We start from the raw sequence: 13128 nt of genomic DNA, 5'->3' as shown, positions 1-13128 counted from the left end.
CGTAATTAAGTTGGTATACGCGCCCACGGCCGCCGGTCAGCCCTCGACCCGGGCCGCCGCCTGAGCCGCCTCGGGGCCCGCGTCGAGCAACACCGCGAAACCTGCTTCGTCCAGCACCGGCACCTTCAGGCTCGCCGCCTTCTCCGCCTTCGTCCCCGGGTTGTCACCGACCACCACAAAGGCGGTCTTCTTCGAGACCGAGCCGGTGACCTTGCCGCCGCGCGACTTGATCGCCTCGGCCGCCTGGTCCCGGGAAAAGCCGGCGAGTGTCCCGGTCACCACCACGGTCACCCCCTCCAGCGGACGCGGCCCCTGCTCGACGGCCTCCTCCGCCATCCGCACCCCGGCCTCGGCCCACTTCCGCACCACCTCGCGGTGCCAGCCCACGGCGAACCACTCCCGCACGCTCGCCGCGATGGTCGGCCCGACCCCGTCCACCGCCGACAGCTCCTCCTCCCCGGCCTGGTCAATCGCCTCGACCGACCGGAAGTGCCGGGCCAGTGCCTGCGCCGCGGTCGGGCCGACGTGCCGGATGGAGAGCGCCACCAGCACCCGCCAGAGCTCACGCTCCCTGGCCACGGCCAGGTTCTCCAGCAACTTGACCGCGTTGCTGCCGAGGCTGCCGTCCTTGTTGACGAAGAACGGGGACCGCGCCAACTGCGCGGTGTCGAGAGTGAACAGATCACCCTCGTCGGTGATGATCTGGGCGTCGAGCAACGCGGCGGCCCCCTTGTAGCCCAGGACCTCGATGTCGAAGGCCCCCCGCCCAGCGAGGTGGAAGACCCGCTCCCGGAGCTGGGCCGGGCAGCTACGCGTGTTGGGGCAACGGATGTCGATGTCGCCCTCCTTCGCCGGCGCCAGCGGGGTGTCGCAGCACGGGCACCGGCTCGGCATCACGAACGGCCGAGCCTCCGGTGGGCGCAGCTCGACCACCGGGCCGAGCACCTCTGGAATGACGTCACCGGCCTTCCGGATCACCACCGTGTCGCCGATCAACACCCCCTTGCGCTCCACCTCGCGGGCGTTGTGCAGGGTGGCCAGCGCCACCGTCGACCCGGCCACCCGGACCGGCTCCAGGACCGCGAACGGAGTGACCCGGCCGGTGCGCCCGACGTTCACGTCGATGTCGAGCAGCCGGGTGTTGACCTCCTCCGGCGGATACTTGAACGCGATCGCCCAACGCGGTGCCCGGCTGGTCGAACCCAGCCGGCCCTGAATCGCCACCGGGTCAACCTTCACCACCACGCCATCAATCTCGTGCTCGACGTCGTGCCGGTGCGCGGCGTAGTGCGCGATGTACTCCGCGACGCCGGCCAGCCCCGGCACCACCCGCCACCGATCGCTGGTCGGCAGCCCCCAGGCCCGCAACGCCGCGTACGACTCGGACTGGGTGCTCGGCGCCCAGCCCCGGCGGGCCCCGAAGCCGTGCACGACCAGCCGCAGCGGCCGGGACGCGGTGACCCGTGGATCCTTCTGCCGCAGGCTGCCGGCGGCCGCGTTACGCGGGTTGGCGAAGGGCGCCCGCCCCTGCTCGACCAGCCCGGCGTTCAGATCCGCGAAGCTGGCGACCGGAAAGTAAATCTCACCGCGAACCTCGAGGAAAGCGGGAAGCTCCGGAAACTCGGCCGACGGCGTCAGCTCCCCCGGCACGTCCCGAATGCTGCGGACATTCGCCGTCACGTCCTCGCCGGTGCGGCCGTCGCCGCGGGTGGCCGCCCGGACCAGGCGCCCCTGCTCGTAGGTCAGGTTGATCGCGAGGCCGTCCACCTTCAGCTCGCAGAGGTAGGGCACCGGGCCACCGGCATCCCGCTCGACCCGCTCGGCCCAGGCCGCCAGCTCCTCGTCGGAGAAGGCGTTGTCGAGCGACATCATCCGCTCGGCGTGCGCCACCGGGGTGAAGTCGGTGGAGAAGGCGCCCCCCACCCGCTGCGTCGGCGAGTCCGGCGTGCGCAAGGCCGGGAACTCCGCCTCCAGCGCCGCCAGCTCCCGCAGCTGCTCGTCGAAGGCCGCGTCGGAGATGGTCGGCGCGTCGAGCACGTAGTAGCGGTATTGGTGCTCGGTCAGCTCCCGGCTAAGCGTCGCATGCCGCTCGCGCGCCGCAGGGGTCGGCTCCGCGCCGGCCGCCGCCTCCTGCGCCGCAGGAACCTGCTGGCCGATGGCATCCTCGGACATCGCCCTGACCTCCCAATCTTCCCACTACCCCGGGAACGGTATCGAGGCGGTGAGACATTGCGCCGGGCACCCGCCCGCGCCGGTCACCCCTGCTCGCTCAACCGCCGTCCCGCGTCCCGGCAGGCGGTGAGGACCGCTCGGGTGTGCCCTCCGGTGGCATTCGCCAACCCACACGCCGGCGTGATGACAACCTGCTCGGCGAGCTGCCGACGGGGGAACCCGAGGCGGTCCCAGAGCCGGCGGACCCGCTCGGCGAGCTGCGCCGACGTCGGTGCGTCGCCGGCCGACGCCGCTCGCGTGGGCGCGGCACCGGCCAGGAGGCCCAACCCGGCGTCGATCGCCTCACCCAGCGGATCCAGGTCGGTGACCAGGTCGAGATCGAGGGCCGCGCCGACCGCGCCGACCTCCCGAATCAGCTCCAGCGGCACGTCCGGAGCGCAGCAGTGCACCACGACCGGTACCGCGGCGGCGGCGACGACCTCGCGCAGCAGACTGCGGGCCCGGCCCGGCTCCACCGGCCGGTACGTCCCGAACCCACTCTCGGTCGGCACCCGCCCGGCGAGCACCGCCGGCAACGACGGCTCGTCCAGCTGCAGCAGCACCGAGGCCCGCGGTAGCCGACGCGCGACGGCGGCGACGTGCTCCCGTACCCCCTCGGCCAGGGAGCCGGCCAGGTCCCGCACCGCGCCGGGGTCGCGTACCAACCGGCCGCCCACCGGCAGCTCCACCGACGCGGCCAGGGTCAGCGGCCCGGCGACCTGGACCTTGACCGGCCCGGCGTACGCCTCGGCCTGCGCGGCGAGTTGGTCCAGATCCCGCTCCATCAGGTCCCGGGCCCGGCGCCGGTCCCGACCCGGACGGGAGGCGACGCGCCACCGGGCGGCGTAGAGCTCGACCGGCAGCTCCACCAGCAACCCGGCGGTCCGGCCGATCAGCTCCGCGCCCGGGCCGCGGGCGGGTAACTCGGGCAGGTGCGGAAGGAGGGGCAGCTCACCGAGGACGACCCGCTGGGCCTCCGCGATGTCGGTGCCGGGGAGCGACCCGACGCCGGTCGCCGCACCCGCGGGCCACGGCCACGGCTGATCACTCACGGTCGAAGACTATCGGATTCGCGGACGGCCGCCGCCGGGCCACCGGGTGGCTCAGCCAGCGATGGTGGCGGAGCCGAGCACGATGTCGCCCGCCGGGTCCGGTCGGTAGGCCACGATCGCCTGACCGGCCGCCACCCCGCGGACCGGCTGATGCAGCTCGGCCCGGAGCCCGTCGCCGGTCACCGCCACGGTCGCCGGCACCACGGCACCGTGCGCGCGCAACTGCACCTCGCACTCGACCGGGTCGGCCGGCCGGGGCCCGCCGATCCACACCGGGCTCTCCGCCTGCACCTGGGACACCGCCAGCGCCTCGGCCGGGCCCACCGTCACCGTGTTGGTCTTCGGGGTGATCGACAGGACGTAGCGGGGGCGACCGTCCGGGGCCGGGCGGTCCAGGTGCAGCCCGCGCCGCTGCCCGACGGTGTAGGCGTACGCCCCGGTGTGCCGGCCCACCACCTCGCCGGTGGCACCGTCAACGACATCGCCGGGCGCCGCACCCAGCCGCTGGGCGAGGAAACCACGGGTGTCCCCGTCGGCGATGAAGCAGATGTCGTGCGAGTCCGGCTTGTCGGCCACGGCTAGGCCGCGCCGGGTCGCCTCCGCTCGGACCTGCGTCTTCGTCGAATCCCCCAGTGGGAACATCGACCGGCCCAGCTGCTCGCGGGTGAGCACGCCGAGCACGTAGGACTGGTCCTTCGCGAGATCGACGCTCCGGCGTAGCAAACCGTCGGCGCCGAGGCGCGCGTGGTGGCCGGTGACCACGGCGTCGAAGCCCAGGGCCACCGCCCGGTCCAGCACCGCGGCAAACTTGATCTTCTCGTTGCAGCGAAGGCAGGGATTCGGGGTACGGCCGGCCGCGTACTCGGCGACGAAGTCATCCACCACGTCGGCCTGGAACCGCTCGGCCATGTCCCACACATAGAACGGGATGCCGAGCATGTCGGCGGCCCGCCGGGCGTCCCGGGAATCCTCCAGCGTGCAGCAGCCCCGGGCGCCGGTGCGATAGGTCTTCGGGTTCCGGGCCAGCGCCAGGTGCACCCCGGTCACGTCATGCCCCGCCTCGGCGGCCCGCGCCGCCGCGACCGCGGAGTCCACGCCGCCCGACATCGCCGCCAGCACCCGCACCCCGACCACCTTCTCCGCACCGTCCGGCACCGCGGTGGTGCCCGGACGAGCGTAACCACCCTGGCCGCCGCCCCCAAACCCAGCGCGCCCCGCTCTCCGCCGAGGGTGCCCACGGAGCGAACCGCTGCCGCCGGGCGGCTACGGAGTCAGCGCGAAGCGCGGAGGCTGCCGGCCCGCCGGGCCCGGTCGACCGCCTCCGGCAGGGCCGCGATCAGCGCGTCAACCTCCTCCGGTGTGCTGGTGTGACCGAGCGTGAAGCGCAGCGAAGAGCCGGCACGGGCGCTGTCGGCGCCCATCGCGAGCAGCACATGACTCGGCTGGGCGACCCCCGCCGAGCAGGCCGAGCCGGTGGAGCAGGCGATGCCCTGCGCATCGAGCAGGAGCAGCAACGCATCGCCGGCACAGCCGGGAAAGGAGAAGTGGGCGTTGCCGGGCAGGCGATCGCTCGGGTCCCCGTTGAGCACCGCCTCCGGCACCGCCTGCCGCACCCGCGCCACGAGGTCGTCCCGGAGCGCGGCGACCCGGGCCGCGTACTCCTGCTGGTGTCGGACCGCCGTCTCTAGGGCGACCGCGAAAGCGACGATTCCGGCCGTGTCCAAGGTCCCCGAGCGGACGTCCCGCTCTTGGCCGCCGCCGTGCAGCAGCGGGGTCACCGCGACGTCCCGGGCGAGCACCAGGGCGCCCACCCCGGCCGGCCCGCCGAGCTTGTGCCCGGTCACGGTCAGCGCCGAGACGCCGCTGGCGGCGAAGTCCACCGGCACCTGACCGACCGCCTGGATCGCGTCGGTGTGCAGCGGCACCCCGTGCTCGGCGGCCACCGCGGCCAACTCGGCGACCGGCTGGACCGTACCCACCTCGTTACTGGCCCACATCGTCGTGATCACCGCCACCTGGTCGGCGGCGGTGGCCAACTCGGCACGCAGCCGCTGCGGGGTGACCCGGCCGAGGGCATCGACCGGAAGCCAGCTCACCTCGGCGCCCTCCTGCGCGGCCAGCCAGTCGACGGCGTCGAGCACCGCGTGGTGCTCGACCGCGCTGGACACCACCCGGGTCCGTCGGCGATCGGCGGACCGGCGGGCCCAGAAGATGCCCTTGACCGCGAGGTTGTCACTCTCGGTGCCGCCCCCCGTGAAGATCACCTCGGCGGGGCGGGCACCCAACGCGGCGGCCACCCGCTCGCGCGACTCCTCCACTCGGCGGCGGGCCTGGCGACCCGCCCCGTGCAGGGCGGAGGCGTTGCCGACCTCGCGCGCGGTGGCGACGTACGCCTCCAACGCCACGTCGAGCATCGGAGTGGTCGCCGCATGATCCAAATAAGCCATCAGGTTCAGCCTAACGACCGGATCGGGGTCAACCGGAAGCCGGAGGGCTTCCGGGAAGTGCCGCGCCGGACCGGGTGGGCAAGCTGCGGCAGCTCAACCGAGTCGGCGGCCGAACCAACCGAACCGCTTGTCGAGTGCCACGACGGCACCGGCCACGAGGGCGACACCCAGGATCCGCAGCCACGTTCCGGCGCCGATGGGCGCCGTCCGGAACAACGTGTTCAACACCGGCAGGTAGGTGAGCGCCACCTGGCCGAGGGCCTGCAGCAGCACCCCACCGATCAGCCAGCGGTTGGAGAACAACCCCAACCGCCACGCCGAGTGGCGCAACGACCGGCAGCTGAACAGATAGAAAATCTGCACGGCGACGACGAGGTTCACCGCCGCGGTACGGGCCTCCGCCAGCTCCGCGCCACCGCTGCGCTCCCACTCGAACACCCACCAGGCGCCGGCCACGACCAGGGCGGAGACGAGCAGAATCCGCACCACCAGAGCGCCGGTCAGCAGCGGCTGGGCCGGATCCCGGGGCGGCCGGGACATGATTCCGCTCTCCTTCGGCTCGAATGCGAGCGTCAGCCCGAGCAGCACCGCCGAGGTCATGTTGATCCAGAGGATCTGGCTGGGCAGGATGGGCAGCGCGGTGCCGAGCACGATGGCGACGAGGACCAGCATGCCCTCCGCCGCGTTGGTGGGCAGCGTCCAGGTGATGAACTTGGTGAGGTTGGCGAAGACGCCCCGCCCCTCCTCGACGGCCGCCTCGATCGTGGTGAAGTCGTCATCGGTGAGGATGATGTCCGACGCCTCCTTCGCCACCTCGGTGCCGCTGCGTCCCATCGCCACCCCGATGTCGGCCTGCCGCAGGGCCGGCGCGTCGTTCACGCCGTCCCCGGTCATGGCCACCACCTGCCCATCGGCCTGCAACGCCTCCACCAGTCGCAGCTTCTGCTCCGGCGACACCCGGGCGAAGACCGCCGCCCGGTCCACCGCCGCCGGGCTGTCAGCGGGCGAGAGCCGCGCGAGGTCGGCGCCGGAGAGCACCGCGCCGGGACCCGGCTCCGCAGCCAGCAGTCCGAGGCGACCGGCGATGGCGCGCGCGGTGTGCTGGTGGTCGCCGGTGATCATCTTCACCGAGATTCCGGCTCGCTGGCTGGCGGCGACCGCGTCGGCGACCGCCGCCCGGGGCGGATCAAGCATGGCGTGCAGACCGGTGAGGACCAGGCTGCCCGGCAACTCCTGCTCCGCCAGCTCGGCCGCGCCGTCCAGCCGCACCTGCGCCGTGGCCAGTACCCGTAGCCCCTCGCCGGCGAGCGCACCGGCGGCGGCCAGCATCTCGTCCCGGTCCAGTGGCACCGGTCGCCCCTGCTCGTCCAGCGCCGCGACGCTCCACTCCACCAGCCGCTCGACCGCGCCCTTGACCAGCACCACCCGTCCGCCGTCCCCGGTGTCGTGCAGAGTCGCCATAAAACGCCGCTCCGAGGTGAACGGAATCGACGCGACCCGGGGCAGCTCCTCGGCCACCGCGGCGGCCCACAGGCCACCCTTGGCCGCCACCACCAGCATCGCGCCCTCGGTCGGGTCGCCGAGCACCACGTACTCCTCGTCCCGCTCGACCAGCCGGGCGTCGTTGCAGGCCACCCCGGCGAGCAGCGACCAGCGCAGCGCCCCGGCACCCGAGATCCGGGCGGCCTCGCCGTCGGGACCCCGGAGCTCACCCGCGGGCCGGTATCCGCTGCCGGTGACCTCGTACCGGCCGGCGACTGTCCAGAGCGCCCGTACCGTCATCTGGTTCTCGGTCAGGGTGCCGGTCTTGTCCGTACAGATCACCGTCGTGCTGCCCAGCGTCTCCACCGCCGGCAGCCGCCGGATCACCGCTCGCCGGCGGGCCATCCGCCCCACCCCGATCGCCAGCGTGATCGTCACCGCCGCCGGCAGCCCTTCGGGAATGGCCCCCACCGCCAACGCCACGGCGGCGGTGAACATCTCGCTGCCGCTCTCCCCCCGGAGGATGCCGACTCCGAAGGCCAACCCGGCGAGCACCAGGATCACGACGGTGAGCAGCCGGCTGAATCGGGCCAGCTTGGTCGTGAGCGGGGTGTCCAGCACTTGGGCGCTGCCGACCAGGCGATGAATCCGACCCAGCTCCGTCTCGGCCCCGGTGGCCGTGACCAGACCGGCCGCCGAGCCGCTGGTGACGAGCGTGCCGGAGTAGAGCACGTTGCGACGATCGGCCACCGGCGTCCCGTCCGGGACGACGGTCTCGTCCTTGCGGACGGGCTGCGACTCACCGGTCAGGGTCGACTCGTCGACCCTGACCTCGTCGGCCCGGGCCAGGCGCAGGTCGGCGGGGACCTTCTCCCCCGCCTCGACCAGCACCAGGTCCCCGGGGACCACCTCCGCCGACGGCACCCGCCGCGATTGGCCGTCCCGGACCACCCGGGTCTCGGTCCGCACCATCGACCGCAACGCGTCCAGCGCGGCCTCGGCCTTGGACTCCTGCAGGAACCCGACCAGGGCGTTGACCAGAACCACACCGAAGATCACGACCGAGTCGACGTACTCGGCGAGCAGCAGCGTGACCAGGCCGGCGCCCACCAACACGTACACGAGGGGGTTCTGGAACTGGCGAAGCAGCCGGCGGGGCAGGCCGCCGCGACTGGCGGCCGGTAGGACGTTGGCTCCGAAGTGCTCCCGGCGGTCGGCCGCCGCCGCGTCGCTCAGGCCACGCTCGGTGTCGGTCTCGAGCCGCTGCACGACCTCGGGCAGGGCCAACGCGTGGTGACCCCGGTCGGGCGTCCTCGGCATCCGCGCTCCTCGTTCCCTGCCTCGGCCGCGGTGCGTACGGGGCACGCAGGCCATCCTCGCAGGTTGGCGCGGCGGCGGTGCGCGGACGCCGATACGACCAGCGCCGGGAACCCCACGGGTTCCCGGCGCTGGTCGTGGCCGACGCGTCAACTCACCGGCGCTTGCGGATCTCCTCGGCGGTCTGCGGTACGACCTTGAACAGGTCGCCCACCACGCCGAAGTCGGCGAGCTCAAAGATCGGCGCCTCACCGTCCTTGTTGACCGCGACGATCGTCTTCGAGGTCTGCATGCCGGCCCGGTGCTGGATCGCACCGGAGATACCGAGCGCGATGTAGAGCTGCGGGGAGACCGTCTTGCCGGTCTGACCCACCTGGAACTGGTGCGGGTAGTAGCCCGAGTCAACGGCGGCGCGAGATGCGCCGACAGCCCCACCGAGCAGGTCCGCCAGCTCCTCGACGAGCTTGAAGTTGTCGGCGGTGCCGACCCCACGGCCGCCGGAGACCACGACCGAAGCCTCGGTCAGCTCCGGACGGCTGCCCTTCTGCTCGGCGACCCGGTTGACGACCCGGGCGAGCTTGTCGGCGGCCGGGACCGAGACGGTGAGCTGCTCGACGGCCGGGGTGGCCGCGGCCGGTTCCGGGGTGACCGAGTTCGGCCGGACGGTGACCAGCGGCAGGCCCCGGGTGACCTTGGACTTCACGATGGTGGAGCCGGCGAAGACGACCTGCGTCGCGGTGCCGTCGGCGTCCAGCCCGACCACGTCGGTCAGGATGCCGTTGTCGAGCTTCACCGCGAGCCGGGCGGCGATCTCCTTGCCCTCCTGGGCGGAGGCGAGCAGCACCGCGGCGGGCTGCACCCGCGTAACCAACTCGGCCAGGACGGTGGCCTTGGGCGCGACCAGGTAGCCGTCGATCTCCGCACTCTCGGCGGCGTAGATCTTCGCTGCCCCGTACTCACCCAGCTTCGCGCTCAGCGCCTCGGCTGCGCCGGGGCCGCCGAGCACGACCGCGCTCGGCGTACCCAGGCCACGGGCGAGGGTGAGCATCTCCAGGGTGACCTTCTTGACGCCGAACTCCTGGGTGGCTTCGACGACGACGAGAACCTCAGACATGTCCAGACCTGCTCTCACACGAACTTCTCGGTGGCGAGGAACTCGACCAGCTGCGTGCCGCCGGCGCCCTCGTCGGTGACCTTCGTGCCGCTGGAGCGCGGCGGGCGCTTGCTGTGCTCCAGCACGGCGCTGGTCGCGCCGGCGTGGCCCACCTCGGCCGGGGCGACACCGAGGTCGGCCAGGGGCAGGGTCTGCACCGGCTTCTTCTTGGCGGCCATGATGCCCTTGAAGGAGGGGTAGCGCGGCTCGTTGATGGTGTCCCAGACGGAGACCACGGCGGGGGCCTCGGCGGTGACCACCTCGTAGCCCTCCTCGGTCTGCCGCTCGATGGTGAGCGTGCCGCCGTCGACGGTGAGCTTCCGAGCACCGGTCAGCGCGGCGACGCCGAGCCGCTCGGCGATCATGTGCGGCAGGACCTGGACCCGGCCGTCGGTGGACTCGGCACCGCAGAGCACCAGATCGGCGTTCAGCTGCCCGAGCGCGGTGCTGAGCACCTTGGAGGTGGTCACCGCGCAGGACCCGGCCAGGGCGTCGTCCAGGACGTGTACGGCCTTGTCCGGCCCCATGGAGAGCGCCTTGCGGATCGACTCGGTCGCCTGGTCGGGCCCCATGGTCAGGATGGTGACCTCGCCGCCGTGCGCCTCCTTGATCTTCAACGCCTCCTCGATGGCGTACTCGTCCATCTCGTTGATGACGTTGTTCGCCGAACCGCGGTCGACGGTGTTGTCGTCAGTACGCAGGTTGCGGTCCGCGCCCGAATCGGGCACCTGCTTGACGAGTACGACGATATTCATCGCGCTTCGACGACCCTCCTGTGGTTGATGCGATTCGCTCGCCCGGTATGGGGCGCAGCCTCCCGCGTAACTCAACGCGCGGTCAACCGCGGACGCTGTGCGGTTGACCACGACGTCATGTTACCCACAAGTAGCTTCCACCCCCGGGGCCCGTATGGTGACACAGCTCACCAAAGGCGACTCAGACCGGCTCCACCAGCGCACCCCGGATGCGCTCGATCATCGCTGTCTCCCGCGGGGTGACCCCCCGGTGCGCCCCGGCCGCCTGGTCGGCGGCGGCCAACACCACCTCCCGGTAGGTCCGCACGTCCGGTGGCGACTTCTCCCGCAGAATCGCCACCGCCCGGGTCAGCGCCGGCAGCACCACAGACTCGATCTCGAGCTCCGAATCGCGCGGCAGCCGGGGCAGGGGACCACTGGTCAGCACGGCCTTGACCATCCCACTGGAGTCAGCCAGCGCGGCGGAGGCGGCGAAGCTCTCCCGTACCAGCGCCAGCACACCGGGCTCCACATTTGACACGAGGACGACCGCGCCGAAGGCGCCCGTCTTGAGGGTCAGCCGCTCCTCGGCCGTCAACCGCTGCTCCATGATCACGGAGTGTAGATGTCGCCCCCGCCGTGGGGTGTGGCAACAACCACCGGTACGTCATGATGGTCTCATGGCTCGGCTGTACGTTCTCCTCTTCCTCGCGCAGGTCATCCTCGCCGTCATCGCGTTGATCAGCTGTCTCTCGGCCGAGGAGGGCGACATCCGCACCCTGCCCCGGATCGCCTGGGTGCTGATCATCCTTCTCTTCCCGCTGGTCGGCTCGATCGCTTGGTTCGTCGCCGGCCGCGAGACCAGAGCCGGTCAGCCCGGGGCCGGCCGGCCAGCCGGCTACGGTCTCACCGGGCGCCGGCACCGCCCGATCGCACCGGACGACGACCCGGAGTTTCTCCGTTCGGTCGAGGAACGCACCGAGAGCCAGGCCGACCGGGAGCTCTTCCGCCGCTGGGAGGAAGACCTGCGCCGCCGCGAGGACGATCTGCGCCGCGGGGACGGTGAGCAGAAGCGACCCGAGGGCTGACCCGCTCAGGCGAGATTCGACGACCGGGGGTACGCGTCAGCCGGGTCGGTCACCACGTTGACCAGATACGGCACCCCGGCCGCGAAGGCCCGTCGCAGCGCCGGCCCAAGGTCGGCGGCCCTCGTCACGGTCTCGCCCGCACCGCCCAACGCCTGGACCACCTGGTCGTAACGGAGCTCCGGCTGGAGGTCGGCGGCCACGTCGTAGCCGTACAGCGCGCGCATCGGATGCTTCTCCAGCCCCCAGATGCCGTTGTTGCCGACGACGATCACCACCGGCAACCGCTGCCGGACCAACGACTCCACGTCCAGCAGGGAGAAGCCGGCCGCGCCGTCCCCCATCAAGACGCAGATCTGCCGGTCGGGGTGGGTGACCCGGGCACCCATGGCGTAGCCCATCCCGGTGCCGAGGCAGCCGTACGGACCGGGGTCGAGCCAGGTGCCGGGCTGGGCGGGCTCCAGGTACCGGCCCGCGTACGAGACGAAGTCGCCACCGTCGCCGATGGTGACCGCGTCCCGGGCCAGTACCCGGCGCAGTTCGCCGTAGACCCGGGCGGGCCGAATCGGGTCGGTCTCCGCGCCCATCTCCGCGGCGTCGCGGGTCCGGGCGGCATCCTCGGCGGCCCGCAACTCGGCGACCCACTCCGTGTGGTCGACGCGGTCGCCGGGGTGGTCGGCGAAGGCGGACAGGATCAGTCGCAGGTCGCCGGCGGGTGCGGCGGCCGGCCGGCGGTGCCCGGCACGCTCACCCGGCGCGTCCACGACGTGCACCACCGCCGCGGCGCCGAAGTCGCCGAAGTTGAGCCGGAAGTCCAACGGCGTGCCGACGACCACCACCACGTCGGCCTGCTGCAACGCCACCCGGCGGGACTTGGTGAAGGCGAGCGGGTGGTCCGGCGGCAGCGCGCCCCGGCCCATGCCGTTGGTGAAGACCGGCACCGCGAAGGCCTCGGCCGCCGCGCGCAGCGCGGCAACGGCGTCGCCGGCGTAGACGTCGGAGCCGGCGATGAGCACGGGTCGCTGACCGCGGGCGATCAGGTCGGCGGCCTTCGCCACCTCCGCCGGGTCCGCCTCGATCGCCTCGATCGCAGCGACGGCCGGCAGGGCGGCGGCGGCCACCGAGAAGGCCACCTCTAGGGGGAGGTCCACAAAGACCGGGCCACGATGCGGGGTCAGCGCCGTGGTCAACGCGCCGCTCACCACGTGTGGGATGTCCTCGGGGCGCAGGACCGTCTCGGCGTGCTTTGTCACCGGGGTGACCAACGGCAGGTGATCCAGCTCCTGGAGACTGCCCGCCCCCCACCGAAACTGTGGTGCTCGCCCACCGAGCACCAGGATCGGTGACGCGTTGAAGAAGGCGCTGGTCAGCCCGGAGATGCCGTTGGTGACGCCCGGCCCGGCGGTCAGTACGGCGAGGCCGGGGCGGCGCTGCAGCTTTGCGACCGCCTCGGCGGCGAAGACCGCCGACTGCTCGTGCCGGACGTCATAGATCGGAAACCCGAGCTGGTGCGCGGCGTCGTAGAGCGGGAAGACGTGCCCTCCGGAGAGGGTGAACATCTCCCGCACCCCGTGTGCCCGCAGCGCCGCCAGTGCTAGCGCCCCGCCGTGCCCCTCGATCCGCTCCGACATGACCAGCTCCCCTGAT

The 13128-nt window shown here is 72.5% G+C and carries 10 protein-coding genes; 1 reads left to right on the top strand and 9 read right to left on the bottom strand.

What is annotated here, in order from left to right:
* Positions 1-36: 36 nt before the first annotated feature.
* The 8 genes from ligA to SALPAC2_RS0122385 all read right to left on the bottom strand — a co-directional run bounded on the left by ligA (position 37) and on the right by SALPAC2_RS0122385 (position 11012).
* Entirely contained in the window at positions 37-2172 is a 2136-nt protein-coding gene (ligA, locus tag SALPAC2_RS0122420; protein WP_018218864.1) for an NAD-dependent DNA ligase LigA, read from the bottom strand.
* A gap of 83 nt (positions 2173-2255) precedes the next feature.
* Positions 2256-3263 carry a uroporphyrinogen decarboxylase/cobalamine-independent methonine synthase family protein gene (locus SALPAC2_RS0122415; protein ID WP_018218863.1) on the bottom strand — a complete coding sequence of 336 codons (1008 nt, stop codon included), beginning with the start codon at positions 3261-3263 and terminating at the stop codon, positions 2256-2258.
* Positions 3264-3314: 51 nt separating this feature from the next.
* Complete coding sequence (gene mnmA / locus SALPAC2_RS0122410; protein WP_188115894.1) at positions 3315-4388, bottom strand: tRNA 2-thiouridine(34) synthase MnmA; 1074 nt, start codon at positions 4386-4388, stop codon at positions 3315-3317.
* A 146-nt stretch (positions 4389-4534) separates the two neighbouring features.
* Positions 4535-5710: a cysteine desulfurase family protein gene (locus tag SALPAC2_RS0122405; protein WP_026185028.1), complete on the bottom strand. Its 1176-nt coding sequence runs from the start codon at positions 5708-5710 to the stop codon at positions 4535-4537.
* A 93-nt stretch (positions 5711-5803) separates the two neighbouring features.
* Positions 5804-8512 (bottom strand): cation-translocating P-type ATPase, encoded by a 2709-nt coding sequence (locus SALPAC2_RS0122400; protein ID WP_018218860.1) that lies wholly within the window; start codon positions 8510-8512, stop codon positions 5804-5806.
* Positions 8513-8663: 151 nt separating this feature from the next.
* A complete protein-coding gene (locus SALPAC2_RS0122395; protein ID WP_018218859.1) occupies positions 8664-9623 on the bottom strand; it encodes an electron transfer flavoprotein subunit alpha/FixB family protein in 960 nt (319 codons plus the stop codon).
* A gap of 14 nt (positions 9624-9637) precedes the next feature.
* Positions 9638-10417 carry an electron transfer flavoprotein subunit beta/FixA family protein gene (locus tag SALPAC2_RS0122390; RefSeq protein ID WP_018218858.1) on the bottom strand — a complete coding sequence of 260 codons (780 nt, stop codon included), beginning with the start codon at positions 10415-10417 and terminating at the stop codon, positions 9638-9640.
* Positions 10418-10598: 181 nt separating this feature from the next.
* A complete protein-coding gene (locus SALPAC2_RS0122385; RefSeq protein ID WP_026185027.1) occupies positions 10599-11012 on the bottom strand; it encodes a hypothetical protein in 414 nt (137 codons plus the stop codon).
* Positions 11013-11076: 64 nt separating this feature from the next.
* Here SALPAC2_RS0122385 and SALPAC2_RS0122380 point away from each other — a divergent pair, with 64 nt between their 5' ends.
* Positions 11077-11484 carry a PLD nuclease N-terminal domain-containing protein gene (locus SALPAC2_RS0122380; RefSeq protein WP_018218856.1) on the top strand — a complete coding sequence of 136 codons (408 nt, stop codon included), beginning with the start codon at positions 11077-11079 and terminating at the stop codon, positions 11482-11484.
* A 5-nt stretch (positions 11485-11489) separates the two neighbouring features.
* On the opposite strand, the gene SALPAC2_RS0122375 is transcribed toward SALPAC2_RS0122380, so the two are convergent.
* Positions 11490-13112: an acetolactate synthase gene (locus SALPAC2_RS0122375; RefSeq protein ID WP_018218855.1), complete on the bottom strand. Its 1623-nt coding sequence runs from the start codon at positions 13110-13112 to the stop codon at positions 11490-11492.
* Positions 13113-13128 lie beyond the last annotated feature (16 nt).

This window comes from Salinispora vitiensis, from assembly GCF_000378825.1.
GTDB classification, from domain to species: Bacteria; Actinomycetota; Actinomycetes; order Mycobacteriales; family Micromonosporaceae; genus Micromonospora; species Micromonospora vitiensis.
This window is presented reverse-complemented; position numbering and strand designations above follow the sequence as displayed.

Bases quoted from the DNA above. Each gene is read 5' to 3' on its own strand.
- ligA (WP_018218864.1), bottom strand. From the start codon at position 2,172: ATGTCCGAGGATGCCATCGGCCAGCAGGTTCCTGCGGCGCAGGAGGCG.
- SALPAC2_RS0122405 (WP_026185028.1), bottom strand. From the start codon at position 5,710: ATGGCTTATTTGGATCATGCGGCGACCACTCCGATGCTCGACGTGGCG.
- SALPAC2_RS0122400 (WP_018218860.1), bottom strand. From the start codon at position 8,512: ATGCCGAGGACGCCCGACCGGGGTCACCACGCGTTGGCCCTGCCCGAG.
- SALPAC2_RS0122395 (WP_018218859.1), bottom strand. From the start codon at position 9,623: ATGTCTGAGGTTCTCGTCGTCGTCGAAGCCACCCAGGAGTTCGGCGTC.
- SALPAC2_RS0122390 (WP_018218858.1), bottom strand. From the start codon at position 10,417: ATGAATATCGTCGTACTCGTCAAGCAGGTGCCCGATTCGGGCGCGGAC.
- SALPAC2_RS0122380 (WP_018218856.1), top strand. From the start codon at position 11,077: ATGGCTCGGCTGTACGTTCTCCTCTTCCTCGCGCAGGTCATCCTCGCC.
- SALPAC2_RS0122375 (WP_018218855.1), bottom strand. From the start codon at position 13,112: ATGTCGGAGCGGATCGAGGGGCACGGCGGGGCGCTAGCACTGGCGGCG.